19 protein-coding genes are annotated in these 24,914 nt (G+C 67.5%); 4 read left to right on the top strand and 15 right to left on the bottom strand.

Annotation, left to right across the window (positions count from 1 at the left end; translation table 11 throughout):
• Positions 1 to 569: 569 nt before the first annotated feature.
• The 3 genes from AB4Y36_RS16125 to AB4Y36_RS16115 are packed head-to-tail and all read right to left on the bottom strand — an operon-like array spanning position 570 to position 2,717.
• Complete coding sequence (locus tag AB4Y36_RS16125; protein ID WP_368683526.1) at positions 570 to 1,415, bottom strand: anti-sigma factor; 846 nt, start codon at positions 1,413 to 1,415, stop codon at positions 570 to 572.
• Positions 1,412 to 1,930: a sigma-70 family RNA polymerase sigma factor gene (locus tag AB4Y36_RS16120; protein WP_069268594.1), complete on the bottom strand. Its 519-nt coding sequence runs from the start codon at positions 1,928 to 1,930 to the stop codon at positions 1,412 to 1,414. The genes AB4Y36_RS16125 and AB4Y36_RS16120 overlap by 4 nt, the downstream gene beginning before the upstream one ends.
• A 55-nt stretch (positions 1,931 to 1,985) precedes the next feature.
• Positions 1,986 to 2,717, bottom strand: coding sequence for a transcriptional regulator (locus tag AB4Y36_RS16115; RefSeq protein ID WP_368683525.1), 732 nt, complete (start codon positions 2,715 to 2,717; stop codon positions 1,986 to 1,988).
• A gap of 404 nt (positions 2,718 to 3,121) precedes the next feature.
• Between AB4Y36_RS16115 and AB4Y36_RS16110 the strand changes: the two genes are divergently transcribed.
• Entirely contained in the window at positions 3,122 to 5,176 is a 2,055-nt protein-coding gene (locus AB4Y36_RS16110) for a hypothetical protein (RefSeq protein ID WP_368683570.1), read from the top strand.
• Between the two features lie 12 nt (positions 5,177 to 5,188).
• Here AB4Y36_RS16110 and AB4Y36_RS16105 read toward each other — a convergent pair whose 3' ends face one another.
• From AB4Y36_RS16105 to aroQ, 11 genes are all read right to left on the bottom strand, one after another.
• Positions 5,189 to 6,187 (bottom strand): diguanylate cyclase, encoded by a 999-nt coding sequence (locus AB4Y36_RS16105; protein ID WP_176732995.1) that lies wholly within the window; start codon positions 6,185 to 6,187, stop codon positions 5,189 to 5,191.
• 184 nt (positions 6,188 to 6,371) lie between these two features.
• A complete protein-coding gene (locus tag AB4Y36_RS16100; RefSeq protein ID WP_368683524.1) occupies positions 6,372 to 7,397 on the bottom strand; it encodes a chemotaxis response regulator protein-glutamate methylesterase in 1,026 nt (341 codons plus the stop codon).
• On the bottom strand, positions 7,394 to 9,688 hold the full coding sequence (locus AB4Y36_RS16095) for a hybrid sensor histidine kinase/response regulator (RefSeq protein WP_368683523.1): 2,295 nt from the start codon (positions 9,686 to 9,688) through the stop codon (positions 7,394 to 7,396). Before AB4Y36_RS16095 ends, AB4Y36_RS16100 begins: the two co-directional genes overlap by 4 nt.
• Positions 9,685 to 10,389, bottom strand: a complete 705-nt coding sequence (locus AB4Y36_RS16090) for a chemotaxis protein CheW (protein WP_368683522.1) — start codon at positions 10,387 to 10,389, stop codon at positions 9,685 to 9,687. Before AB4Y36_RS16090 ends, AB4Y36_RS16095 begins: the two co-directional genes overlap by 4 nt.
• Entirely contained in the window at positions 10,382 to 11,860 is a 1,479-nt protein-coding gene (locus AB4Y36_RS16085) for a CheR family methyltransferase (protein WP_368683521.1), read from the bottom strand. The genes AB4Y36_RS16090 and AB4Y36_RS16085 overlap by 8 nt, the downstream gene beginning before the upstream one ends.
• The gene (locus AB4Y36_RS16080; RefSeq protein ID WP_069268600.1) at positions 11,857 to 12,351 is read right to left on the bottom strand and encodes a chemotaxis protein CheW; all 495 of its coding nucleotides are present in this window, start codon (positions 12,349 to 12,351) and stop codon (positions 11,857 to 11,859) included. The genes AB4Y36_RS16085 and AB4Y36_RS16080 overlap by 4 nt, the downstream gene beginning before the upstream one ends.
• Positions 12,352 to 12,364: 13 nt before the next feature.
• Positions 12,365 to 14,038: a methyl-accepting chemotaxis protein gene (locus tag AB4Y36_RS16075; RefSeq protein WP_368683520.1), complete on the bottom strand. Its 1,674-nt coding sequence runs from the start codon at positions 14,036 to 14,038 to the stop codon at positions 12,365 to 12,367.
• A gap of 335 nt (positions 14,039 to 14,373) precedes the next feature.
• Positions 14,374 to 15,042 carry a TetR/AcrR family transcriptional regulator gene (locus AB4Y36_RS16070; RefSeq protein WP_069268602.1) on the bottom strand — a complete coding sequence of 223 codons (669 nt, stop codon included), beginning with the start codon at positions 15,040 to 15,042 and terminating at the stop codon, positions 14,374 to 14,376.
• A gap of 121 nt (positions 15,043 to 15,163) precedes the next feature.
• Positions 15,164 to 16,462, bottom strand: a complete 1,299-nt coding sequence (locus AB4Y36_RS16065) for an MFS transporter (RefSeq protein ID WP_368683569.1) — start codon at positions 16,460 to 16,462, stop codon at positions 15,164 to 15,166.
• 246 nt (positions 16,463 to 16,708) lie between these two features.
• Positions 16,709 to 17,629, bottom strand: a complete 921-nt coding sequence (locus AB4Y36_RS16060; protein ID WP_069268604.1) for a shikimate dehydrogenase — start codon at positions 17,627 to 17,629, stop codon at positions 16,709 to 16,711.
• Positions 17,626 to 18,081 (bottom strand): type II 3-dehydroquinate dehydratase, encoded by a 456-nt coding sequence (gene aroQ, locus AB4Y36_RS16055; RefSeq protein WP_368683519.1) that lies wholly within the window; start codon positions 18,079 to 18,081, stop codon positions 17,626 to 17,628. The genes AB4Y36_RS16060 and aroQ overlap by 4 nt, the downstream gene beginning before the upstream one ends.
• 305 nt (positions 18,082 to 18,386) lie before the next feature.
• Here aroQ and AB4Y36_RS16050 point away from each other — a divergent pair, with 305 nt between their 5' ends.
• The 3 genes from AB4Y36_RS16050 (at position 18,387) to AB4Y36_RS16040 (ending at position 23,068) form a co-directional block, all read left to right on the top strand.
• Entirely contained in the window at positions 18,387 to 20,303 is a 1,917-nt protein-coding gene (locus tag AB4Y36_RS16050) for a bifunctional sugar phosphate isomerase/epimerase/4-hydroxyphenylpyruvate dioxygenase family protein (protein WP_368683568.1), read from the top strand.
• A 121-nt stretch (positions 20,304 to 20,424) separates the two neighbouring features.
• Positions 20,425 to 21,603, top strand: coding sequence for a porin (locus AB4Y36_RS16045; protein WP_069268606.1), 1,179 nt, complete (start codon positions 20,425 to 20,427; stop codon positions 21,601 to 21,603).
• Positions 21,604 to 21,724: 121 nt separating this feature from the next.
• Entirely contained in the window at positions 21,725 to 23,068 is a 1,344-nt protein-coding gene (locus AB4Y36_RS16040) for a PucR family transcriptional regulator (RefSeq protein ID WP_368683518.1), read from the top strand.
• Positions 23,069 to 23,094: 26 nt separating this feature from the next.
• On the opposite strand, the gene AB4Y36_RS16035 is transcribed toward AB4Y36_RS16040, so the two are convergent.
• Positions 23,095 to 24,735: an AMP-binding protein gene (locus AB4Y36_RS16035; RefSeq protein WP_368683517.1), complete on the bottom strand. Its 1,641-nt coding sequence runs from the start codon at positions 24,733 to 24,735 to the stop codon at positions 23,095 to 23,097.
• Positions 24,736 to 24,914 lie beyond the last annotated feature (179 nt).

The following is a 24,914-nucleotide window of genomic DNA, read 5'->3' as shown; positions in this document are numbered from 1 at the left end:
GTTTTCGCGTCGGTGTGCATGCGTTGCCCCTGTGCGGGGCGGCACCTACTTTTCTTTGCAGCCGCAAAGAAAAGTAGCCAAAAGAAAGCGGCTCAAACCGCTAATGCCTGCCACAGTTCACATCTCGTCGTAAATGGTGAATGGCTCCGGAGCGTCTGTCACCTCGCACCACCAAAGTGAGTGACAAGGCAGTCATTCATCCCGCTGCTCGCTACGCGCGCTGCGGTTGGGGCTGCATGGGAAACCAGGGGCGCAGTCAGCCTCGGCGAGGATGCACGCGCACCAATGGTTTCAGGTTATACCCTGCGGCGCGCGGAGCGCCGCCGGAAGGATGACTGCCTTGTCACCAACTTTGAAGGTGCGGAGTGACAGACGCTCCGGAGCCATTCACCGTTAGCGGCGCGATGTGAACCGTGGCAGGCGCTAGCGGTTTGAGCGGCTTTCTTTGCCTACTTTCTTTGCCGCTGCAAAGAAAGTAGGTGCCGCCCCGCACAGGGGCAACGCCTGCACACCGACGCGAACACAAGGAAAGGCCAACCCGGCCAGGAACAACGACAAAAAACCAACCCTCACCGCGGCGTCAGCTGCGCATAAACATCATGCGCAAGCTGCAGCAACGCCTTACGATCGATCCCCCCGGAAAGCGCATACCCAAAGTCGCCATCCACCCAATAAAACACATTCACAGGCCCATCCTGATAGAGCTTGAACGCGGTGGTATTGGCGCTCGCCTTGCGGTGCGAGATACACAGCGTCACCCGCTCGCCACGCGCATTGTGATACATGAACTGTGCGACTTCGCCGCCGTCGTCGGCCGGCAACAACCGCCCACCCGAAAGCTCGAACCCGCTCTTCGAGAGCATCGGCGCGCGCACATTGGTGCCGAGCCGGTTCGCGAGCCACTTCACGAAGTCCTGCTCCTGACTGTCGTCCATCGTGTCGGGACGCGCCACCGTCGGCATGTAGACCACGTGCGCGCGCGCCGCTTGCTGCGCAAAGCGCATGGTGCCATCCGCGCTCACCGCGCGTAGTTCGCCGCCGCCAGCCGCGCCTGCGGGTCCGCCCGTGCCGCTCATGCCGTAATGCATGCCCCACCCGATGCCCACGCCCAGCACGAGCGCCGCGGCGAGGCCCGCGAAGCGCGGCCAGTTTGCCGCCGGGCGCGCATTTCGCACCGCTTGCTGCGCGGGCTCAGGGGCGGCCACGCGCAGGCGCGCAGGCAGCGGCTCGTTGAGCACGCGGTCGTAACGCTCGTGCAGCAGATTGTTCAGCGCGAAGAAGTCGCTCGCGCGCGCGGCAAGCTCGGGGTTGCGCTCGAGCTCGCGCTCCACGTCGGCGCGACGCGCCTCGGATAGCGTGCCGTCCACGTAGGCGTGGATCTCGTCTTGCGTGACTGGATTTTGTTGCTCGCTCATCGCACCACCTTCAGATTCGCACGCGGGACGGAACCGGCCATGAGCGCCCGCAAGCGCTCACGTCCCCTCGACAGACGCGACATGACCGTGCCGATCGGTATGTCGAGCGCCAATGCGACATCGGCGTAGCTCATCTCCTCCAGTCCTACCAGAAGCACCACCTCGCGCTGCTCCACGGGCAGACGCTGCAGCGCAAAGTCCAGATCCCGCACTTCGAGCGCACCCGTCTGCGCGGCGGGCACGGCGTAGTCGGTTTCGGGCACGCTGTCGTCGTCGACGGAAACGTGGGCCCCGCGTGCCGCCGACTTGCGCACCTGGTTCACGAACAGGTTGTGCATGATCGTGAAGAGCCAGGCGCGCAGATCGGTGCCCGAACGGAACAACTCCGTGCGGGCGATGGCGCGCTCGAGCGTGTCCTGCACGAGGTCGTCGGCAAGCTCGCGGTTGTTGATCAGCGCGCGCGCGTAGCGTCGCAGGCGCGGCACGTGTTCTATCAGCTCGTCACGGATGTCCATGTTTCATCCTGGATTGCCGCAAGGGTCATTGCGCGGTTTGCATCCTCGGGCGGGTTCACGATCCTTCGCCTTCGCGCGCCGGCTGCGCGGCGAGCGTCGCGAGGTCCGCCGCGCGCATCAAGCCGCGCGTTTGGGCGTTGCCCGCGAGCACCCAGCGCGTGCCGTGCTCGCGCCACATCAGGAGCCGCAGCGGCCCCGCGCGGTGTGCGCTCCACTGCGGCGCCGCGCCGGCCAGCCACGCGCGGCTCGCGAGCAGCACCACGCGCTCGCCCTGGTTGTTCTCGTACACATAGCGCTGCGCACTCGCAAACGGGCCAACCCGCACTTCGCCACCGCCGAGAAAATGCAGGCCCGCCGCGCCGAAATCGAACGGCGCACGCGCCGCGCCCGCTTCCAGCGCCTCCGGCTGCCCGTTTTCGGCTTCCATCAGCGCCATCACCGCAGCGTTGTTCAGCACTTGTTGCGACGGCTCCGTCACGCCGATCCACGCCACTGCGGCACCCGCCATCGCCAGCGCAGCCGCGAGAGCGATAGCGTAGCGCAACGCCCGCCTGCTCCGGGCTGGCGCGGCGCGCGAGTGCGGCGTCTGCGCGGGCCGGGCCGGGTAAGCATCGCGGATCTGGGCGTTCAGACGCCGGTAGAACAGGATGCGATGCCATTCGCCGGGCTTGCCCGCGAGGTAACGCCGCACGTGCGCCGCCTGCGCGCCGGCAAGCGTGCCGTCGCTATAGGCCTGGATATCGGCTTCGGAAACCGGCGGCTCATCGAGCGGCCCGCGAAACTTCATGATCGTGAATCGACGTTGATTAGGTGGCGATGCGGGGGCTAACGCGCGGCGAGACCGGATTATTCCAGCAGGCGGCGAAATTCCCCTTTTGCGTGGCGCTCGAGCGACTTTGCGCCCCGCGGGCGGGCCATTCATCGCATCCGCATAAAAAAACGCCACATTACCCGCATTGAATAATATTTGAATTATTTCCTTAAAAGCGCATGCGAGCATCACGCCCAACTGCCGCGCATTTTGCGGCATGTTCGTAATTGACGGGAATTCAAGTGAAAAATGCTGCTCGCCTCATTGCCTTGTCGGTAGCGCTGCAAGGTCTCGCCATTCAACCCAGCGTTGCGCAAAGCACGCTCAACTACACCACGTCCTGGATCGGCAACAGCTTCGGTTTCGGCGACGGCAAGTGGATGCAGCAGGACGTACAGGCCATCGCCGTCGCGCCCGACGGCACCGTCTACGCGAACGCGCCCTGGGACGAAAGCGGCAGCGAGATCGGCGTCTACCGCGGCGGCGACAAGCTCGCGGTGGCCGGCAACACGCATGGCTGGGGCAATGCGGGCGGCGACGCCATCGCGGCGAACAGCACCTATGTCTATGCCGCGATGTCGATCGGCAACCAGAGCAATGCTCTCGTGGGCGCGGACTATCCGCCCGCCAACCAGACCTGGTTCGGCGTGACGCGCCGGCTGCGCTCGAACGTGGCGCAGGGCGCGCCGTTCGCGAGCGGCATCGGCAACAGCGCGAACGCGACGAAAAACAGCTTCCTGCGCGTGCTCGCCGCCCCGAGCAGCAGCGACGGCGCCGTGCGCGGCCTCGCCGCCACCGACGCCGAACTGTACGTTGCCGATACCGCGGACAACCGCATCGTGGTCTACGACGCGCAAACCATGCGTCAGCTCCGTGCTTTCACCGTGCCGACGCCGGGCCGCATTGCGCTGGCCACGGACGGCACGCTCTGGGTGATCCAGGGCATGCAGGACGCGAACGGCCCAAGCATCGGTCACTACCGCAAGGACGGCACCGCGCTCAACGATGCACCCGTGCTGCCTGCGGGCACCGTGCCGACCGATCTCGCCTTCGCGCCTTCCGGTCAGCTCTCGATTGCCGACAACGGCCCTTCGCAGCAGATTCTGCTTTACGCCCGCTCGTCGAGCGGCCAGTTGGCGGCCGCGGGCACGCTGGGCACGCGCCAGGGCATCTTCCACGTCGTGGAAGGCGCGCCCGGCGACTGGCGCTTCAACGGCATCACCAGCATCGGCTACGACCAGGCGGGCAACCTGTACGTCGCGCAGAACGGCCAGGGGCCGCGACCGTACGGCACCGCGCTGGTCGGCCAGGGAGCGGTGCTCGAGAGCTACGCAATGGGCACGCGCACGCTGGGCTGGCGCCTCGACGGCCTGACCTTCGTCGATGCCGCCGCCTTCGACCCCGCCAATACCGCGAACGTCTTCACCGGCTCGAAGCGCTTCACGCTCGACTACAGCCAGGCGCCCGGCAAGCAATGGACCTATGCGGGCTTCACGCTCAACCGCTTCGCGTATCCCGACGATCCCGCGCTGCACTCCACGCGCGGCGTGCGCGGCTCGCCCATGGTGCGGCGCTTCAACGGCCAGCCATTCCTCTATACGCTCGACCAGTACGCGCACTACCTGAACATCTACCGCTTCTCGAGCGCGACCGATGGCGAAGTCGCGATTCCCTCGGGCCTGCTCGCCCAGAATCCGATGCCGGGCAACTGGCCCGCCGGCCAGCCGACCTACGGCGAGTGGATGTGGCGCGACGCGAACGGCGACGGCCACGTGGACGCGAGCGAGATCACCTCGAACCCCTCGACGGGCGCGACCGTCGGCAACGGCTACTGGTGGGTGGACACGCCCGGCAACGTGTGGCTCGCCACGCCGCTTTCGGGGATTCGCGAGATGCCGATGCAAGGGCTCGACGCACAGGGGAATCCGCAGTACACCTATGCATCGTCGAAGATGTTCCCGATGCCGGCGCCGTTCAACCGCATCGCACGGATCGTCTACGTGGCCGAAACCGACACGATGTACATCACCGGCTTCACCGCGAACATTCCGTGGGATGCGTCGCACTGGAAGGAAGCCGGGCCCGTGCTCGCGCGTTACGACAACTGGTCGAGCGGTTCGCCCACGCTCACGTGGCAGGCGTCGTTGCCCTGGAACACGGGCAGCAGCCCGCAAGTGACAACGGTCGGAATCGCCGTGGCCGGCAACTATGTGTTCATCGCGGAGCTCTACACGCAGAAGGTCGACGTATACGACGCGCGCAGCGGCCAGATCGTCGGCTCGATGACGCCCGGTGCGAACGTGGGCAACACGAGCGGGTGGGTGGACATCTATATGGGCATGAGCGCCGCGCAGCGCGATAACGGCGATTACGTGGTGCTCGTGGAGGACGACGCGCGCGCCAAGATCCTGATGTACGACTGGACGCCGGGTTGAGGCGCTGCGCCTTTACGGCCGCCCCGACACGTGCGTGGAGAACGCCACGCGATTGCGGCCATCGCGCTTTGCGCGGTAAAGCGCGGCGTCGGCTTCCTCGATCAGCGCCGTTTCCGCGAGCCCCGGCGCGGGCGTGAGCGTCGCCACGCCAATGCTGATCGTAAGGTGCTCGCTCACGGCTGAACCCACGTGCGGCAACGCGAGTCCCACCACGTCGCGGCGCATTTTCTCGGCGAGCAGCCGCGCGCCCGCGCTGCCCGTGCCCGGCAGCACCACGGCGAACTCTTCGCCGCCGAAGCGCGCCACGAGGTCGCGCGGCTGACGTATCTCGCGGCGGATCGTCGTCGCCACCGAGCGCAGCACGTTGTCGCCCGCCACGTGGCCGTAGGTGTCGTTATAGGGTTTGAAGTAGTCCACGTCGATCATCAGCAGCGACACTTCGGTGCGCTCGCGCTCCGCCCGCTTCCACTCGGCGCTCAGGAATTCGTCCAGGTAGCGCCGGTTCGAGAGGCCGGTCAGGCCATCCGAATGCGTCAGGCGGCGCAGTTCGAGGTTCGCACGGAGCAGTTCCTGCTGCGAGCGGCGCAGCGCGCGATAGGCCTCGTCGCGCTGGAGCATGTTTACGTAGGATCGCGAATGATATTTCACGCGCGCGATCAGCTCGACGCTGTCCGGCAGCTTGACGAGGTAATCGTTGGCCCCCGATGCGAACGCCGCGCTCTTGATGGCGGGTTCTTCCTTGGTGGAGAGCACGATGATCGGCACGTCGCGTGTCGCTTCGTTCGCGCGGTAGGCGCGCACGAGCGTGAGGCCGTCGGTGCCCGGCATCACGAGGTCCTGCAGGATCACGGTCGGGCGCACTTCCTCGGCCGTGCGCACGGCCTGGTCGGGATGCGCGCAATAGTGGAAGTCGATCTCGCGTTCGCTGGCGAGCGCCCGGCGCACCGCCTCCGCCACGATCGCCTGGTCGTCCACCAGCAGCACCATCATCGGCATGTCGGCGGCGGGCATCGTTTGCTCCAGCGCGCTACGCACAGCCTCCAGCGCGACGGCGAGCGAAGCGTCGTCGGCGCTGCTGGGGTCGAGATCCGCGTCGATGCCGACGTCCGGCCCGATGCTGTCTGCAACGTTTGCGCTGGTTGGAAGATTGGACTTCTCGGTCATGATATCGGTCGCGTCTCGTGATGGCTGGCATCTAGCCGGCAGGTTGATGCGGGAGTTTCACCCGGCTCGCAAGCTCGGCGGCAATGGCGTCGAGCGGCAGGATCGCGCGCGCGGCGAAGAGCGCCGCCGCCGCTTTGGGCATGCCGTATACGGCGCTCGTCGCCTCGTCCTGGGCGATGGTGTGCCAGCCCTTGGCGCGCATCGCCTTCAGGCCGATCGCCCCGTCGCGTCCCATGCCCGTGAGCAGCACGCCAATCGCCTCGCCCGTCCAGCGCTCGACGAGGCTGTGAAAGAACGTATCGACGGAGGGACGGTAGGGTGTGTCGGCCGGCTCGCGAGTGTAAGCCAGCTTGCCGCCCGCTGTCATGCGCAGATGATCGTTGGTCGCGGCGAGCAGTACGCAGCCGGGCTCAGGCTGCTCGCCCTCAAGCGCGATGCGCACTGTGAGCGGCGTCTGGCCGTCGAGCCAGGCGGCCATGCCCGCGGCGAACGACTGGTCCACGTGCTGCACGATCACGACACTCGCGCCGAAACCGGCGGGCAGCCCACCGAGCACGGTGGCGAGCGCGCTGGGGCCGCCCGCCGAGGCGCCGATCGCGATGAGCGGCGCTTTCGGCATGCCGGAAGCGGTGAACGCCGGCGCGCGTGCGGCGAGATCGAGCGCGCCCGACACGCGCCCGATCTGCTCGATTTTCGCGAGCAGCAGGTCCATGGTGCGGCGCGTGTCGGGCCCGGCGAGCGTGGGAGTATCGACAGCATCGAGCGCGCCCGCGCCCATCGCCTCGTACACGCGCCAGGCGTTCGCGCCCACGCTGCTCGTCACGATCAGAATCGGGCACGGCGAGCGCGCCATGATCTGCCGCGTGGCCTCTACGCCATCGACCTTCGGCATCACGAGATCCATGAGGATCACGTCGGGCACCTGTGCCGCGCAGAACTGCACCGCGTCCTCGCCGTTCGCGGCGACCCACACCACGCGATGGCCTGGCCGCGTCGCGATGGCCTGGCGCAGCGCCTCGACTGCTAGCGGCATGTCGTTGGCGATACCGATTTTCATCCCGTCGCCTCTCCGATCAGGTCGTTCACCGCGTCGAGCAGCGCTTCGTCGTGGAAGCTGCCCTTGGTCAGATAGTAGTCGGCGCCCGCGTCGAGGCCGCGCCGCCGGTCGTCTTCACGATCCTTGTACGAGACGATCATCACCGGCACGTTGCGATGCATCGCGTCGCCCTTGATCATCGTGACGAGTTCGATGCCGTCCATGCGCGGCATGTCGACGTCGGTGATGACGAGGTCGAAGTGCGCGTTGCGCAGGGTGCTCCAGCCGTCCATGCCGTCCACCGCCACCGTGACGTCGTAGCCGCGTTTTTCGAGCAGCTTGCGCTCCAGCTCCCGCACCGTCGAGGAGTCCTCGACAACGAGAATGCGCTTGCGTGCGCGCGCCCCATCGTGTGCGCCGCCGCGCGCCACGCCCGCGAGCTGTCCGTCGCGCACGAGACGCGCGACCGACGTCACGATGTCCTCCACGTCGACGATCAGCGCGACCTCGCCGTCGTCGAGCAGCGCCGCTGCCGAGACATTGCGCACCTTGCCCAGACGCACGTCGAGCGGCTGCACGGCGAGCGTGCGCTCGCCCGCGAAACGGTCCACGGCCACGCCATAGAGGCCCGCCTCGCTGCCCACCAGCACGACGTTGAGGTCTTCCGCGGTCGTGGCTTCGGCACCCGCGCCGAGCAGCTGGCGCGCGGTCACGAGCCCCACGGGCCGCCCTTCGAAGGCAATGTGCTGCTGGCCTTCGAGCATCTCGATCGTGCTGCGCGGCACGCTGAGCGCGCGGCGCACGTGCGCAAGCGGGAACGCATAGGCTTCGCCCGCGACCTCGACGATCAGGCTGCGCACCACCGAAAGCGTGAGCGGCAACTGCAGCACGAAGCGCGTGCCCTGCCCCGCCGCGCTCTCGATGCGCACCGTGCCGCGCACGGCCTTCGCGAAGTTCTGCACGGCGTCGAGGCCGACGCCGCGGCCCGACACGTCAGTGACGGTGTCGCGCAGCGAAAAGCCCGGCAGCAGCAGGAAGTCGAACAACTCGGCGTCGGACATCGCGGCCACGGCCTGGGGCTGCGCGAGCGAGCGCGCGGCGATGCTCGCGCGCAGTGCGTCGAGATCGATGCCCGCGCCGTCGTCGGCCACGGCGATCAGCAGCTTGCCGGCGCTATGGTGCGCTTCGAGCGTGAGGCTCGCCTCTTCCGGCTTGCCCGCGCGCTGTCTCGTTTCGGGGTCTTCGATACCGTGGTCGAGCGCGTTGCGCAGCAGGTGGCCGAGCGGCGCGTCGAGCATTTCGAGGATGTCGCGGTCTACTTGCGTCGACTCGCCGGCAATCGTGAAGCGCACCCGCTTGCCAAGCGAGCGCGCAAGATCGCGCACCACGCGCGGATAGGTGTGCGCCGTGTCGCCGAACGGCCGCATGCGACACTGCAGGGCCTCGTCGTAGAGGCGCTGCGCGAGTTGCGTGCCGCGCCGGTCGATGCGATCGACGTCGTCGAATCGTTCGGATAGCTGACGATCGAGCGACGCAACCGCATGGCGTATTTCCGCGAGTGCGTCGCGCGCGTCGGCGTCGAGCGCATCCCCGTGGCGCTCCTGGAACTGGCCCAGCGCCGCGAGCACGTCGCCCTGCGCGCGGCGCGTGCGCAAGAGCCCTTCCGCGAACGGCCGCATGCGGCGCGACTCCACCAGCGATTCGCCCGCGAAGCCGAGCAAGCGGTCGAGCGTGCCGGCGCGCACGCGCAGCATGCGCTCGGCGTCGGCTAAGCGGGGTGGCAGGGGTTGCGCGAGTGGCGCGGGTTCGACGTCGGTGGACGCCACCGCCTCACGCTCCGGCTCGGGCAGACGCAGTGACGCCGCGAGCGCGGCAAGGTCGTCGGTTTCGGGCGCACTTTCGGCGGTGGTGTTGGACACGCTGGCCTGCGCCCCACCCTGAAGGCGCGCCGCGAACGCCACGACCGCCTCGTGCGAAAGCGGCGGCGCGTCGGCATCGCCTGCCGCGCTCAGCAAATCGATGCCGACGAGCAGTGCATCGATGCGCGCCGCGTCGATGCGCAACTCGCCGCGCTGCGCGGCCACGAAGCAATCCTCCATCGCGCTCGCCACCTCGACCGCCTCGGGCAGCCCGACGATGCGCGCTGCGCCCTTGAGCGAGTGCGTCGCGCGCATGCAGGCTTCCAGCGTGGCGGCATCTTCGGGTGCGGACTCCAGCGCGAGCAGGCCCGCGGAAAGCGTGCGCGTCTGCGCAGCGGCCTCCTCATGGAAGAGGTCGAGCAGCGAGCGGCGGCTCAGTTCGTCGTCGCTCATCGCAAACTCCTTGCAAGCGCATCGAATAGCACCTCGGCATCGAGCACGCCCACCGAACGCCCGCGCCAGTGCGTCACGCCGCGCACGTGCCGCCCGGCCGACTGCGCGAGCGTGGCGGGCGCGGGCAGGAGCGCGTCGGCGCCGAAGTTCGCGACGCCCTCCACGGCATCGACGGGAAACGCCGTCGTTGCGCCCGCCCATTCGGTCACGAGCAGGCGCGGCGTGGCGGCGCGCGACGGTGCGCCGGGCGCCGCGGCATCGATACGCAGCAGCGCGGCCAGCGATACCGCGAGCGTGAGCACGCCGCGCACGTTCACGACGCCCAGCACGGCGGCGCTGCGCCGGTGCGGCAGCGTGTGGATGGCGCGTGCCTCGTGCACCTGGCGCAGCGCGGTGGCAGGCAGCGCGAGCCACTCGCCGCCCACGCGAAACACGAGCGAGCCTGCCTCGCGCGTGCGCGTGTCCACTGACTCAGGCGCGCGTTCGAGCGCAAGCGCGGTTGGCGCAAGCGGCGCGGGACGGTCGAGCATGCGCGCCGCCGCTTCTTCGAAGATCGGGCAATTCAGGCAGCGCACGCACGTCTCGAGGCGCGGGCACGAGTTGTCGCCCAGCGTGCCGATGACTTTCCAGCACTGCTCGGGCAGTTGCGACGTCGGCACGAGGTCCTGCGCGCGGTCTTGCTCCAGTTCGCGCTCAGGCATGGGAGCCTCCTGCGTCCGGTTCGGCACGCTGTGCGACTTCCTGTGCGGCGCGCTGTGCACGGCGCATCAGCCGGCGCGCGCCTTCGGCATCGCCCTGCACTTCGAGCAGCGCCGCCAGATGCGTGAGCGCTTCGTAGTGCGAAGGCTCCAGATAGATGGCCTTGCGATAGTGCGCGAGCGCCGCGGCTGCGCGGCCCTGCGCATCGGCGATCAGGCCTAGCAGGTACCAGGTGCCCGCGTTCTGCGTCAACGCCTGCGCCGCTTGCGTGGCGAGACGTTCGGCCTCGTCGAGCGCGCCGGCATCCGCGAGACGACGCGCGTCGGCAAGCGCGGCTTCGGGCGTGGCGCCAATGGACGGCCCGTCCGCCGCGTGGGCGTTCATCACGGCCGCCGCGCGCGGAGCCGGCGCGACGTGCAAGGGCCGCAGCGAGAGCCGCGACGGCGCGGACCCGCGCGCTGCCGCGGCCAGCGGCGCGTCCAACGGTGCAAACACCGGCGCGCTGCCGAATGCGGGCGCCGCTGCCGTGGCGGCAATTACCGGCAGCGGCGTGAGCGCAGGCGGCACGGCGGCCGCCGGGCTCGCCGGATGTTGATGATCCGCCGTCGCGCCGGGTTCCGGCGCGCGAAAACCGAACGCGAGCGGAATATAGGCGGACACCATCTCATGGCGCATCATCAGCCCCGTTTCCGCCGGTCCGACGAAGATCATGCCGCCCGCCGAGAGGCGCGCACGCAGCAGGTCGATGGCGCGGTCCTGCGAGGCGCGGTCGAAATAGATGAGCACGTTGCGGCAAAAAATGAAGTCGTAGCGCACCGGGTGCGGCGCGAGCCATTCGAACAGGTTCGCGCGCTCGAAGGTCACGGCGCGGCGCACCGTCGCGGCGATACGCCATCCGTCCGGCGCCGCCTCGAAATAGCGGTCGCGAAACGCGAGGCCGTCGCCCCGAAACGCGTTGCGGCCATACACGCCGCGCGCGGCCGCCGCAATCGACTGGCCGCTGATGTCGATCGCGTCGATGGCGAACTGCTCGTGCGCGAGGCCCGCGTCGAGCAGCGCCATGGCCGCCGAGTACGGCTCCTCGCCGCTCGAGCACGGCGCACTCAGCACGCGCAGCACGTCGCCGGGCTGCGCGGCCAGCCGCTTCGTGCCGAGGCGCGCGAGCGCGGCGAAGGCCTCGCGCTCGCGAAAGAACCAGGTCTCGGGCACCACGAGCGCATCGATCAGCGCCTGGCGCTCGGCAGGCGTGGTCGTGAGACGCTGCCAGTAGGCTTCGCGCGCCCAGTCGGGCAGCGCGGCGCCGCTCATCCACTCCTTGCGCGTGTCGGCCGGATGCAGGTCCGCGTGAACCTCGAGCGTCACTGCCGCCCGAGAGCCCACCGCGCGGGCGAGCGCGTTGGCGCCCAGCGATTCGGCGTCGATGCCGGTTTCCTCGAGCAGCCAGCCGGCAAAGCGCGGGTCGGCCTGTCTCATGGGGCGCCTTGCCACGAAGGCGGATCGGGAAAGAGCAGCGCGCGCACGCGCGCATCGAGCAGCTGGGCGACTTTCACCCACTGCACGAAGCCGCGCTCGTCGCGCGCGACGGGCCCGAGCCAGCGCGCCTCGGGCGTGGCAATGCCGCCTTCGGCAAAGCGCTCGGGCGCAATCGACTGTGTGCGCGTCGCGCTTTCGAGCAGCAGCGCGAGGCGGCGCGGCGGCGCATGGGCGGCAGCGGCGCCGGTCGCGGCGCCACCGTCATACACGAGCACGAGCCGCGTGGACATGAGCGTGCGCGCAGGCCGCCCGAGCGCGAGCATCGGCAGATCGACCACGGGCACGGGCGCGCCCTCGTAGTCGATCACGCCGGCGATATACGCGGGCGTGCCCGGAAACGCGCGCACGGGCGCGAGCGGCAGCACGTGCGCAATCTCGCGGGCATCGAGCGCGTAACGCTCGCCGTCCAGTTCGAACACCAGGAAGAGCATCGCCGCTCCCGCGTCACGCCTCGATCCTGAACCGCGACACGCCGGTGCGCAGTTCGTTGGCGACGAGCGTGAGATTGTCGATGGCCTGCGAGGACTGGCGCAGCGACTCCGCCGTTTGCTGGGCGGCTTCGGAAAGCTGCGTGAGCGCCTGGGTGATCTGCTCGGCGCTCGTGGCCTGCGCCTGCATGCCGTCGTTCACCACCTGGAAGCGCGGCGCGAGCGTCTGCACCGCGCCGATGATCTGCGAAAGCTGCGCGCCCACGGCCTGCACGTCGTGCATGCCGCGCCGTACTTCCTCCGCGAACTTGTCCATGCCCATCACGCCCGCCGAAACCGCTGACTGGATCTCTTTCACGGTCTGCTCGATGTCGTAAGTCGCGACGGCAGTCTGGTCGGCGAGGCGGCGGATTTCAGTCGCGACCACGGAGAAGCCGCGCCCGTACTCGCCCGCCTTCTCCGCTTCGATCGCCGCGTTCAGCGAAAGCAGATTGGTCTGGTCGGCCACCTTCGTGATCGTCGCCACGACCTGATTGATGCTCACGGCCTTCTCGTTGAGGATGGCGAGCTTGGCGTTCACCGAGCCCGCCGCTTCCATCACGCTGCGCATGGTGTCTTCCATGTGGGTGAGGCCGCTCTGGCTCGTGCTGGCGAGCCCGGCCGACTGCTCGGCCACTGTCGCCACCTCGCTCATGGTGCGCACGAGGTCGCGCGCCGTGGCGAAAATCTCGCGCGAGGTCGCGCCGATCTCGGTCGTGGTGGCGGCCGTCTCGCTCGCGGTGGCCTGCTGCTCTTTCGACGTCGCGGCCACTTCGGCCACCGAGGTCGAGACCTGCAGCGACGACTTTTGCGCCTGGGCGACGAGGCTGGCCAGTTCGTCGCTCATTCGGTTGAAGCCGTCTTCGAGCACGCCGAATTCGTCGGTGCGGTTTAGCGCGAGGCGCTGCGAGAGGTTGCCGGTGCGCATGGAGTCGTGCACATCCACGAGGCGCGCCATCGGCACCGTAATCGCGCGATAGAGCGCGTAACCCGTGGCGAGCGCCGCGAGCAGCACGACGCCCAGCGCCGTGGCGAGCGTGAACTCCGTGCCCGTGACCGAGTTGCGGATGGTCTGGGCGGACTCGTCGGCCTGCTGACGGTTTTCGTCGACGAGCGTGTTGGCCGTGGCGAGCACCTCCTGCCACGCCGGGCCGATCTGCGCAAACGCGGCCTGCGCGGCGGGGCGCGAGGCGGGCAGTTGGCTCACGACCGCCTTCGCCAGCGGCAGATAGCGCGCGTAAGCGTCGCGAAAGCGCTGGAAGCGCTCGCGGTCGTCGCTGCGAAAAAGCGTGTGTTCATACTGCCGTGCGGTCTCCTCGACCCGCGCCAAGGCAGCGGGCAGGCCCGACAGGTCGCGGGCCACGCTTTCCGGGTCGGCATCGACGAAGGCCGCGCGTTCGACGAGGCTATAGGTCTGGTTGGCCGCCGCGCGCAGCGAGGTCGCGTAGAACAGGCCCGGCACCGAATCGCTCGTGAGGCTCATCGCCTCGCTGTCGATGGCGCGCAGGCGGTCCCACGAGATCGCGGCCATCGCGAGCATGAGCACGAACAGCAAGCCGAAGCTGAGGACGATGCGTGTGCCGAGGGTGAAGCGAGCCTGAGTCTGTCGAGGCAGGCCGGCTCGGCCGGAACGGGGCATGGCGGTGCTCATTGCGCTAAAGACTCTCCGGTGGCGTGGACCGGCGCGACCGCCCTGCCGGCGAGGCGGGGCGCGGCTGCGCAGGGCGAGGCCGCGCGCGGCGGCCTTGACCGCCGTAGTGTAATGGGTTTGCGCACTTTTATGGAACAAGCGATGCTAGCGGTCAGCCACGCAGGACGGGGCTTGCCGGGCTTTCGGAGATAAATCTGCAGAGTTCGCCGGGCCTTTTGGCGGCCCGGCGCAGCGCCGCGCGGGGACGCGGGCGCGCCGTGGGCGATGCGTCCCGCATCGGCGGGCGGCCGAGAAACAGCCAAAGCGGCCGGGGCGGCCGCAGCGCAGGGAGCGCTTTACTTCTTGACGAAGCGCAGCGTAGCGTCGACGACCATCTCGCGATGGCGCGCACGCAAGCGCGGATGCGAGGGGTCGCGCCCGAACGCCGCGCCGAACGTGTGGCGGTTACCTACGCGATGAAAGCACATCGAGCTGATGAGCAGGTGCAGGTCGATGGGATCGATGTCTTCGCGAAATGCGCCGCTCGCCACGCCGCGCGCGAGCAGGTCTTCGATCGTGCGGATCGCGCTGGCGTTGCGGCTGCGGAAGGTCTTCAGGCGCTCGATGTACTTCGCGCCATGAATGTTCTCGATGGTCACGAGGCGCACGAAGTCGCGGTGGCGGTCGTGATAGTCGAAGGTGAATTCGACGAGCCGCCGCAGGCCTTCCATAGGGTCCAGTTCGTCGATGTGCAGGTCCAGTTCGAGCGCGCGGATGTCGCCGTAGACCTTGTCGAGCACCGCTTCGTACAGCCCTTCCTTGCTGCCGAAGTAGTAATACAGCATGCGCTTGGTGGTGTTGGTGCGTTCGGCGATCGCGTCTACACGCGCGCCTGCGAGACCCATGGCCGAGAATTCGGCCGTCGCCACTTCGAGGATATTGCGCCTGGTCTGCTCGGGATCGTACTTGCGCCGGCTTTCGGATTGAGCATCGTTGCGTTCGGCCGAAGCCGCCGGTCTTGCCATGTTTTTTTGGCCCGCAGCAGGGAAGGAATGCGGGCGATTTTAGCACGCGGGGCGCGGCCCTATAGAAGGTGCCGCGCCCCGCTGTCCCGCCGAAAGCCCGCGCGCAGGCGGCCTGCGAGCCTTACAGCTCGATGCGCTTGATATCGCCCACGATGAAGATATACGAGGCCGCGCCGATCAGCGCGATCACGCCGATGAATACGAGCGCCCAGACGAACGAGCCCGTCGCACCCACGATCAGCCCCACCACCAGCGGCGTGATGATGCCCGCGAGATTGGCCGCCAGGTTGAAGATGCCGCCGGTGAGACCGAGCATGCCGGCCGGCGCGATATCCGACACGAGCGTCCAGCCGAGCGCGGCCATCCCTTGGGCGAAGAACGCCACCGAGAGGATCGCGATCACGGCCACGTTGCTCTCTACGAAGTTCGCGAGAATGATCGTCGAGGCGAGCAGCAGACCGGCGATGATCGGCAGCTTGCGCGCCACGTTGGCCGAGATGCCGCGGCGCAGCATCCAGTCGGAGAAGGTGCCGCCGAACATCACGCCGATCGACGCGGCAATGAACGGCATGATCGCGAAGAAGCCGATCTTGAGCCAGCCCATGTGGCGCTCGGTGGCGAGATAGGTCGGGAACCACGTGAGGAAGAACACGAGCGTGGAGTTGCCCGCGAACTGCCCGAGGCAGATGCCCGCGAGCTGACGGCGGCGCACCAGTTTGCCGGCCATGCGCCAGTCGAAACCCTGCTTTTTCGGTTCGCCGGCAGCGGCTTGCGCGTCGGCCTTGCGTTCGTGGCGAGCGAGACCGCCGCCCGCCTCGATGTAGTCGAGTTCGGCGCGGTTGGCCGCGGGGTGCTCGTGCGGCTCGCGATACAGGAACCACCACACGAGGCCGAACGCGATGCCCACGCCGCCCACCACGTAGAACAGCGAGCGCCAGCCATACGCCCCCATCAGCGCGAACAGGAACGGACTGAAGAACGCGAGACCGATGTATTCGCCGACCGTATAGGTGCCCGTGGCGAATGCGCGCTCGCTTTGCGGGAACCATGTGGCGACCACGCGGCTATTGGTCGGGAAGCACGGCGACTCCGCGGCGCCGAGACCCAGACGACACGCGAACAGCGCGCCCACGCCGCTGATGAAGCCCTGAGCGAGCGTGCACATCGACCAGAGCGTCATCGAGAGCCAGTAGGTGAACTTGCTGCCGAAGCGGTCGAGGAACACGCCGCCCGGAATCTGCGCGACGACGTAGCTCCACGAGAACGCCGAGAACACGAGGCCCATGAGCGCCGCGTTGATGCCCAGTTCCTTGGTGAGCTGCGGCGCTGCGATGCCGAGCACGGTGCGATCGAGGTAATTGATCATCGTGCCGACGGCCAGCAGGCCCAGGATGCGATAGCGCGCTTTCGAGCGGCGCATCGCGCCCTCGACGGGGGCGGCTGCGGAAAGGTTCGGCGCGTCGCCGCGCCCCGTGGATACGGGTGGTGCCATGTCTTCGTCTCCGATATGTCGACAGGAGTTGGCGCTTCAGCGCTTACTCCTGTCCCATGCCCATGTGGCGGTCGACAGGAGTTGGCGCAAAAGCGCTGACTCCTGCCCCATGCCTATGTGGCGGTCGACGGGAGTTGGCGCTTTTGCGCTGACTCCCGCCGCGCGCTGTCGTTGTTATTCGCTGGCGCTTGCAGCATTCGCCGCCAGCATGGACTGCAGATGCGCATACATGCGTTCCGCGTCGGGCTCGACACCCGTGAACAGCCGGAACGCATCCACTGCCTGGTACACCGCCATGCCGCCGCCGCTCAGCGTGCGGCAGCCGCGCGCCTCGGCCGCTTCGAGCAGCGCGGTGCGGATCGGGAAATAGACGATGTCCGCCACCCACAGCCGCTCGTGCAGATACTCCGCAGGCAACGGCATACCGGGCAGCTTCGCCATGCCGGTAGGCGTGGCGTGGATGAGGCCGGTGGCGTGCTTGAGCACTTCGCGCAGATCGCCGCCCGCGCTCACGCGAGCCGCCGGGAAGCGCGCCTGCAATTCGCTGGCGAGCGATTCGGCACGCGAAGCGTCCACGTCGAACAGCGTGAGCGCCTGGGCGCCCATCTGCAGCGCCGCGTGCGCGACCGCCGCGCCCGCGCCGCCCGCGCCCAGTTGCACCACCGCTTCGAGCGAGACATCGGGCAGGCCACGCTGGAACGCGCGCGCGAAACCCGACCAGTCGGTGTTGTGGCCGATGCGCTTGCCGTCGCGGAAGAGCACCGTGTTCACGGCGCCGAGCGCGCGGGCGTCATCGGAGAGTTCGTCGAGCAGTTCGATCACGGCCTGCTTGCACGGATAGGTAATGTTCAAACCGTCGAAACCCATGCGCTCGGCGGCCAGCAGCAACTCGGGCAGCGCGGCGGGCGTGAGCTTCAGCGCTTCGAGGTCGATGCGCCGATATACATAGTGGAAGCCGAGTTCGCGGCCTTCCTGCTCCTGCATCGCGGGCGTGAGCGAGCCGCCGATGCCCGAGCCGATCAGGCCGCAGAGAAACGAGTTGGCGGTTGCGCGCGCGCCCAGCGCATTCGTTTTGGCGTGGTTCTGGGCGCTCATTTCGTCACCTTTTTGGCGAGCAGCGTGGCCATGCGCTCCAGCGCGAGCACATACCCTTGCGTGCCGCAGCCGACGATGATGGCCTCTGCAATGGGCGAAACGAACGAATGGTGCCGGAACGCCTCGCGCTTGTGCACGTTCGAGATATGGACCTCGATCACGGGCTTCGCGATGGCGGAAAGCGCATCGGCGATCGCCACCGACGTATGCGTATAGGCCGCCGGATTGATGACGATGCCGTCCACGCGCGTGCGCGCTTCGTGCAGCCAGTCGATCAGCTGATGCTCGGCGTTCGACTGGCGAAAATCGATCTCGATCCCAAGACGCGCCGCCGCCTCGCGGCACAGGTTGGCAACGTCATCTAACGTTTCAGCGCCGTAGATCGCAGGCTCCCGCGTTCCCAGCAGATTCAGGTTCGGTCCGTTCAGGACCAGCACCGAAGGCATTCCCATTACACACACTCCAGAACAGCTTGACGACCGGCACGGCGCATGCTCGATAACCGTTGCATGTTTCACCGCATGGTCGCCAGTGTGCCGCGAAGCGGTACACCGGTCACCTGGGGTTTGCCAGAATTTGTACTAACTAGTTAGTTTGGCGTATCCTTCGGACACTCCAGCGGCAAGTGTGTCTGCGGTGCGCCAGTTAGTTAAATGCCGCCCTACACCGCCGCGCCGGACCCTTGTTCAACACCGAAGTCGCCGTCAGCAAGCTCGCCATGCCCATGTCCAAGCCGCTCCACGCCCCCTCTCGCGCGCTGCGTCGCTCGATCGCCACGGTGTCGATCAGCGGCACGCTCGCCGACAAGCTCGCCGCGATCCGCGCCGCCGGCTTCGACGCGGTCGAGATCTTCGAGAACGATCTGCTCTATTTCGAAGGCTCGCCCGCCGACGTGCGCCACATGGCCGGCGATCTCGGCCTCGATATCGTGCTGTACCAGCCGTTCCGCGATTTCGAAGGCGTTGCGACTGAGCGCCTCGCGCGCAACATCGAACGCGTGAAGCGCAAGTTCGACGTCATGCATCAGCTGGGTACGGACCGTTTGCTGGTGTGCAGCAATGTCTCGCCCGACACGATCTGCGACGACGGCCTCGCCGCCGAACAGCTTGGCGCGCTCGCGCAGGCCGCCGGGGAAGCGGGCGTGACGATCTGTTATGAGGCGCTTGCGTGGGGACGCCACGTGCGCACCTATGGCCACGCGTGGCGGCTCGTCAACACCGTCGATCACGCGAACCTGACGCTCGCGCTGGACAGTTTCCACACGCTCTCGCTCGATGACGCGCCGGACGGCATCGCTACGATTCCGGGCGCGCGCATCGGCTTCGTGCAGATCGCCGACGCACCGAGAATGCAAATGGACGTGCTCGAATGGAGCCGGCACTATCGCTGCTTCCCGGGCCAGGGCGACTTCGCGCTCGCGGATTTCACGGCCCAGGTGGTGAAAAGCGGCTACACGGGCCCGCTTTCGCTCGAAATCTTCAACGACGGCTTTCGCGGCGCGCCGCCCGCCGCCACGGCCGCCGACGGCCATCGTTCGCTCTTGCTGCTCGAATCGCTCACGCGCGAAACCCTGCAGGCGGAGCATGTCGAAGCGAGTGCGCTCTACCACCCGAGCGCCGCACCCGCGAACGCGCAGTGGCAATTCCTCGAGTTCGCCGTGGACGACACCGCCCGCGCGCATGTGGCGAACTGGCTTGAAAAGCTGCATTTCCGCCGCGCGGGCCAGCATCGTTCGAAGGACGTGACGCTCTATCAGCACGGCTCGGCCGCCATCGTCCTCAACGCCGAGCCCGACTCGTTCGCCGACGCGTTTTTCCAGCGCCACGGGCTCTCGCTCTGCGCCTCGGCGTTTCGCGTGGACGATGCGCGCCTCGCGCTCGAACGCGCGGCGGGATTTGGCTACCAGCCGTTCTCGGGCCGCGTGGGTCCGAACGAGCGCGTGGTGCCCGCCGTCCAGGGGCCGGACGGCAGTCTTAACTATTTCGTTAACGAGGAGCCGGGCCAGCCCACCCTCTTCGAGGCCGATTTCGCGCTCACGGATATCGACGGCCCGGTCGAAGTAGGACCGATCGCGGGCATCGATCACGTGAGCCTTTCGCTGCCTGCCGGCTCGTTCGATTCATGGGTGTTGTTCCTGAAGTCGGCGTTCGGGCTCGAAGCGACGCCCGCCGTGCTGCTGCCCGATCCGTACGGCCTCGTGCGCAGCCGGGCGCTCATGAGCCGCGACCGCGGGCTGCGCGTGGTGCTCAACGCCTCGGTGGACCAGCACACGGCCGCGGCAGAAACCGTGCGCGCCTACCACGGCACAGGCCTGAATCACGTGGCGTTCAGCACCGGCGACATCTTCCGCGCCGTGACCGAATTCGAGGCGGCCGGCGTGCCGCTCCTGCGCATACCGGCGAACTACTACGACGATCTCGACGCGCGCCACGCCCTCGACCCCGAGTTTCTCGACGCGCTGCGCAACCACAACCTGCTCTACGACCGCGACGAGCGCGGTGGCGAGTTCCTGCACGCCTATACGGAGACGCTCGACCAGCGCTTCTTCCTGGAGATCGTGGAGCGGCGCGGCGGCTACGACGGCTACGGCGCGCCCAACGCAGCCGTGCGCCTCGCGGCGCAGGCGCGCCAGCGCGCACTTGCCGCACAGAGCGCGGGCAAACCGCTGGATTGATTCAAACGCAGTCACCGTAGTCACTTCGCGCAGCAGTAAGCACGCCGCATCGACCTGAAAGTCATGCGGCTTAGCAAAGAAAAATATAAGCAGTCCAAATCTCACCCGGAGACACACACCGATGAAGAAAGCAGGCCTTGGTATCGGCACGTTCCTCGCGACTAGCGCAGCCCTCGTGGCCAGCCCCGCGTTTGCGCAAAGCAGCGTTACGCTTTACGGCGCAGTAGACGACGCCATCACCTACGTCAACAACCAGAATGGTCACTCGAATGTCTATCTGCGCCAGGGCAACCTGTATGCGTCGAAGTTCGGCTTGCAAGGCAAGGAAGATCTAGGTGGAGGCACGTTCGCGATCTTCGACCTGCAGAATGGCTTCGACCTCAACTCGGGCGCGCTGTCGTCGAGCGGACTGATCTTCAATCGCCAGGCCTACGTGGGCCTGCAGAACCAGAACCTGGGCACGTTCACGGCCGGCCGTCAGTACACGCCGTATTACCTGTTCGTCGGGCCGCTCACGGGAAGCTCGTGGCTCACCGGCGCAACCGGCGCGCACCCCGGCGATATCGACGGTCTCGACACGACCGTGCGCATCAACAATTCGGCGACTTACACCTCGCCGATCTTTTACGGCGTGCAGGCGAGCGCCATGTACGCGCTCGGCGGCATTGCGGGGAGCACCGGCAAGGGTCAGACGTGGAGCGCCGCGCTGCGCTACTCCGCCGGCCCGGTGAGCCTCGCGGCGGCCATCCTGCGCATGGACAACGCGCAGTTGACGAGCGGATTCGACAGTTCGTCAACGGGCAGCTTCGGCAAGTCGTCGCTTAATACGGGCTATGTCTCGGCTAGCGCGGTCCAGCACATCGCGGCGGGCGGCAACTACACGCTCGGCAACCTGGTCCTCGGCGCGTCGTATTCGAACGTTCAGTACATCGCGGGCGGCAAGTCGATCTTCCACGACACGGCCATCTTCAACACCTGGGCGGCGCTCGCCGTGTATCGCTTCACGCCGGCCTTCGACGTGGGCGGCGGCTTCGCCTATACGCTGGCTTCGAAGGCCAACGGCATCACGAGCGCGGCGCGCTATCAGCAGTACTCGCTCAAGGAGTCGTACCACCTCTCGAAGCGCACCACGCTCTATGCGCTGCAGGCCTACCAGCACGCCGGCGGCCAGACGCTCGGGGCGAACGGCGCGGGCAACATCGTCAACGCAAGCCCCGCCGTGGGCGACTCGCAAAACTCCACGCCTTCGTCCACGCGCTCGCAGTTCGTCGGCATGGCCGGTATCGCGCTGCTGTTCTGATCCGGTGTTCCGATCCACCGGCGGGGGCCGCCTGCACGGCCCCCCCTCGACGCAGCGGCACGGCGCTGAGTACACTCGCGGATATCGCCTAAACGAATCCACGCGAATCCGCGAACTCACCGTGCCGCCCCCCGTTCCCGCCATCAGCCCACGCCTGCGCAGCAGGCTTCGCACGCTCGCCAAAACCCAGCCCAGGGCTGTTCAGCGCACCTATGACACGCTGCTCTCGCTCGAAGGCTATAGCGCGCTCTCTGCGGCGGCGCGCAACGACATCTTCACGTCGATCGCGTTTTCCGCGAACCAGTGGTTCCAGTGCCTGCTCGAGGGCACGCCGCCCACCGCCGAAGTCATGGATCAGACTGCGGCGTTCGCGCGCCGACGTGTCCACCAGAACGTGCCGCTGCGTTCGCTGCTGCGCGCCTTTCGCCTGGGCGCGCGTGAGTTGTGGCGCACCTGCACGGAGCTCGCCGAGGCCGACCCGGCGCTCGCGCATGAACTGCTATTCGATATTTCGCCTTATCTGCTCGATTACTTCGATGCGATGGCCGAGCACATCGCCGAAGCCTATCTCGACGAGCAGCACCAGCAAGCACGCTGGCGCGGCTCGCTGCTGCAGCAGCTGTACGACCTCGTGTTCCATGCCCCCGATGACGCCGCGCGCTTTCGCGAGACCGTCGAGGCGCTCGGCCTCGACGCCACGCTGCCGCGCATTGCGCTCGCTGTCGATCTGGATTTGCGCGACCACGCACCTTCGGTGCGCGAGGATGCGCTCGACCGTTTCGCGCTCAGCGCCGCGCGGCACTTCGAGCTGAAGCCCGACGCGCTGGTGCGTGCGTGGCATCGCGAGCGGCTGGTGTTCTGGCTGCCGTGCGTGCGCGGCGATTCGATGACGCGTAACGACCAGCGCGTGACCGAGCATGCGGCCGCGCTCGCGCGCGCCGAGCCGCGCGTGCGCAGCATCGGCATCGGGCTCATGAACGAAGGGGCGCGCGGCTGGGCGGCCTCGGTGGAAGAGGCGCTCAAGGCGGTGGACTTTGCGCCGCGTGGCAGCCACGTGGATGACAGCGAAGAAAATGGCGACTTCCTGCGCGTGCACCGCTTTTCCTCGATTGCAATCGAGGAGAGTGTGCGCAGCAGCGCCAACGTGCTGCGTTATCTCGTCTCGCTCGCCGAGCAGCTGGCGACGGAGGCCGACCTGCTCGCCACGCTCGAAGCGTGGTTTGCAAGCGGCCAGCGCCGGCGCCAGACGGCCGAAACGTTAGGTGTACATCCAAATACGCTCGACTACCGGCTCGAGCGCATCGAGACGCTGCTGGGCGCGAAGCTCGCTGATGCGCACTGGATTGCGCGGCTGGATATCGCGCTGAAGCTGCGCGGAGCGACGCAGGGTGCCCAGCGCGATGGCAAGAAGAAGGAGAGGAAGGGGCGCCTCGGGGTGAAGAAGGCGAAGAGCGCGGCGCGCTGAATGACGCGGCGCGCCCCTGTCGCGCGTCACCCCGCGTCGCGCAATTCCCGCCGCAAGATCTTGCCCACCGTCGACTTCGGCAGCGCTTGAACGAAGCTCACCACGCGCGGCACCTTGTACGCCGCGAGTTGCGCCCGGCAATGCGCGATCACGGCTTCCTCGCTCAGCGCTGCCTCACGCGCGGGCACCACGAACACACGCACGGCCTCGCCGCTGCGTTCGTCGGCAACACCCACGCACGCGCATTCGGCCACGCCCGGCAGCGCGGTCACGACCGCCTCGATTTCATTCGGATACACGTTGAAGCCCGAAACGAGGATCATGTCCTTCGAGCGATCGACGATGCGCAGGAAGCCGCGCTCGTCGAACACGCCCACGTCGCCGGTGCGAAAGTAGCCATCGTCCGTAAAGGCGGCGCGCGTGGCCTCGGGCTGGTTCCAGTAGCCCTGCATCACCTGCGGACCCTTCGCGCAGATCTCGCCCGGCTCACCCGGCGCGGCTTCGACGCCGTCGTTCATCAGCTTGACGTCGGTGGAGGGCACCGGCAGTCCCGTCGTCCCGGTGAAGCGATCGACGCTCCCCGGATTGAACGACAGCACCGGGCTCGTCTCCGAGAGTCCGTAGCCTTCGCGGATGAAACCGCCGGTAATGGCCTGCCAGCGCTCGGACACCGTGGGGATGATCGCCGCGCCGCCACCGCCCGCGAGCCGCAGCCGCGAAAAATCGACCTCGCCGATGCGCGGATGCGCAACGAGCCCCGCATAGAGCGTATTCACGCCCATGAAGCTCGTCGGCCGCGCGGCCTTGAACACGTCGATCATGCCGCCCAGATCGCGCGCGTTCGCAACGAGCCAGTTCTCGGCGCCAATCGAGAAGTAGGTGATGAGATTCACCGTCAACGCGAAGATGTGATAGAGCGGCAGCGCGGTGACGACGACTTCCTCGCCCGGGTTCATGAAGCCCGGCATGAAGGTCTTGAACTGCTCGACGTTGGCGACGAGGTTGCGGTGCGTGAGCAGCGCGCCCTTGGATAGCCCGGTCGTGCCACCCGTGTATTGCAGGAAGAGCGGATCGTCGCCGCACAGCGTGGGGGCTTCGAACGGCAAGTCGGCGCCCTGCGCGAGCGCCGCCGCAAACGAGCCGGGCTGCGCATCGCGCTCACCGCTCGCGCTTGTGCAATCGCTCGCGGCAACACTCAGCACGTTCTTGACGGCCGTATTCGCCTTGATCGCATCGAACGTCGGCAACGCGCCGTCGAACGCCACGAGCGTTTGCGCGCCGGAATCCGCCAGCTGGTGCTGAAGCTCGCGCGGCGTATAGAGCGGATTCACGTTCACCTGCACCGCCCCTGCCCGCACGATGCCGATCAGCGCGATGGGAAACGCGAGCAGGTTCGGCAACATCACGGCGACGCGGTCGCCCTTCTTCACGCCCACGTGCTGCAGATACGCGGCGAAATGGCGCGAGAGACGATCGACGTCGGCGTAGCTGAGCGAAGCGTCGCCCGGCGAAGCGTCGCCCGGCGAAGCATCGCCCGCGCGCAATGCCGGCCGGTGCGCATGTTCGCGCATCGCCTCATTGAACATATGCGCGAGCGACGGATGCCGGTCGGGATCGATGGTAGCGGGAATCTCGCCATAGCTGGCGAGCCAGGGGGCTTTCGACACGTTCGTCTCCATGAAATCAATGCGCGGCTTGTATGCGACGTGCCGCGTTTCACGTCCATGCTACGGGCTTGGCCGCGCCGGGAGAACTGGGAAAGCGGATAAGGTGATTGTGAAAAGTCACAAAAGCGCGCCCGCACGCGAACCGGTGCGGCGTCACGTCCGTGTCTGATTTCTGTCAA

Origin of the sequence: Paraburkholderia sp. BR10936 (assembly GCF_040965735.1) — a bacterium.
Classification (GTDB): Bacteria; Pseudomonadota; Gammaproteobacteria; order Burkholderiales; family Burkholderiaceae; genus Paraburkholderia; species Paraburkholderia nodosa_A.
The sequence above is the reverse complement of the archived record's forward strand: the minus strand, read 5'-3'. Positions and strand labels throughout refer to the sequence as shown.

What these genes read in the sequence shown, in the direction of transcription:
- AB4Y36_RS16125 (WP_368683526.1), bottom strand. Translation starts at nt 1,415, where the DNA reads ATGAGCGAGCAACAAAATCCAGTCACGCAAGACGAGATCCACGCCTAC.
- AB4Y36_RS16120 (WP_069268594.1), bottom strand. Translation starts at nt 1,930, where the DNA reads ATGGACATCCGTGACGAGCTGATAGAACACGTGCCGCGCCTGCGACGC.
- AB4Y36_RS16115 (WP_368683525.1), bottom strand. Translation starts at nt 2,717, where the DNA reads ATGAAGTTTCGCGGGCCGCTCGATGAGCCGCCGGTTTCCGAAGCCGAT.
- AB4Y36_RS16110 (WP_368683570.1), top strand. Translation starts at nt 3,122, where the DNA reads ATGCAGCAGGACGTACAGGCCATCGCCGTCGCGCCCGACGGCACCGTC.
- AB4Y36_RS16105 (WP_176732995.1), bottom strand. Translation starts at nt 6,187, where the DNA reads ATGCCCGCCGCCGACATGCCGATGATGGTGCTGCTGGTGGACGACCAG.
- AB4Y36_RS16100 (WP_368683524.1), bottom strand. Translation starts at nt 7,397, where the DNA reads ATGAAAATCGGTATCGCCAACGACATGCCGCTAGCAGTCGAGGCGCTG.
- AB4Y36_RS16095 (WP_368683523.1), bottom strand. Translation starts at nt 9,688, where the DNA reads ATGAGCGACGACGAACTGAGCCGCCGCTCGCTGCTCGACCTCTTCCAT.
- AB4Y36_RS16090 (WP_368683522.1), bottom strand. Translation starts at nt 10,389, where the DNA reads ATGCCTGAGCGCGAACTGGAGCAAGACCGCGCGCAGGACCTCGTGCCG.
- AB4Y36_RS16085 (WP_368683521.1), bottom strand. Translation starts at nt 11,860, where the DNA reads ATGAGACAGGCCGACCCGCGCTTTGCCGGCTGGCTGCTCGAGGAAACC.
- AB4Y36_RS16080 (WP_069268600.1), bottom strand. Translation starts at nt 12,351, where the DNA reads ATGCTCTTCCTGGTGTTCGAACTGGACGGCGAGCGTTACGCGCTCGAT.
- AB4Y36_RS16075 (WP_368683520.1), bottom strand. Translation starts at nt 14,038, where the DNA reads ATGAGCACCGCCATGCCCCGTTCCGGCCGAGCCGGCCTGCCTCGACAG.
- AB4Y36_RS16070 (WP_069268602.1), bottom strand. Translation starts at nt 15,042, where the DNA reads ATGGCAAGACCGGCGGCTTCGGCCGAACGCAACGATGCTCAATCCGAA.
- AB4Y36_RS16065 (WP_368683569.1), bottom strand. Translation starts at nt 16,462, where the DNA reads ATGCGCCGCTCGAAAGCGCGCTATCGCATCCTGGGCCTGCTGGCCGTC.
- AB4Y36_RS16060 (WP_069268604.1), bottom strand. Translation starts at nt 17,629, where the DNA reads ATGAGCGCCCAGAACCACGCCAAAACGAATGCGCTGGGCGCGCGCGCA.
- aroQ (WP_368683519.1), bottom strand. Translation starts at nt 18,081, where the DNA reads ATGGGAATGCCTTCGGTGCTGGTCCTGAACGGACCGAACCTGAATCTG.
- AB4Y36_RS16045 (WP_069268606.1), top strand. Translation starts at nt 20,425, where the DNA reads ATGAAGAAAGCAGGCCTTGGTATCGGCACGTTCCTCGCGACTAGCGCA.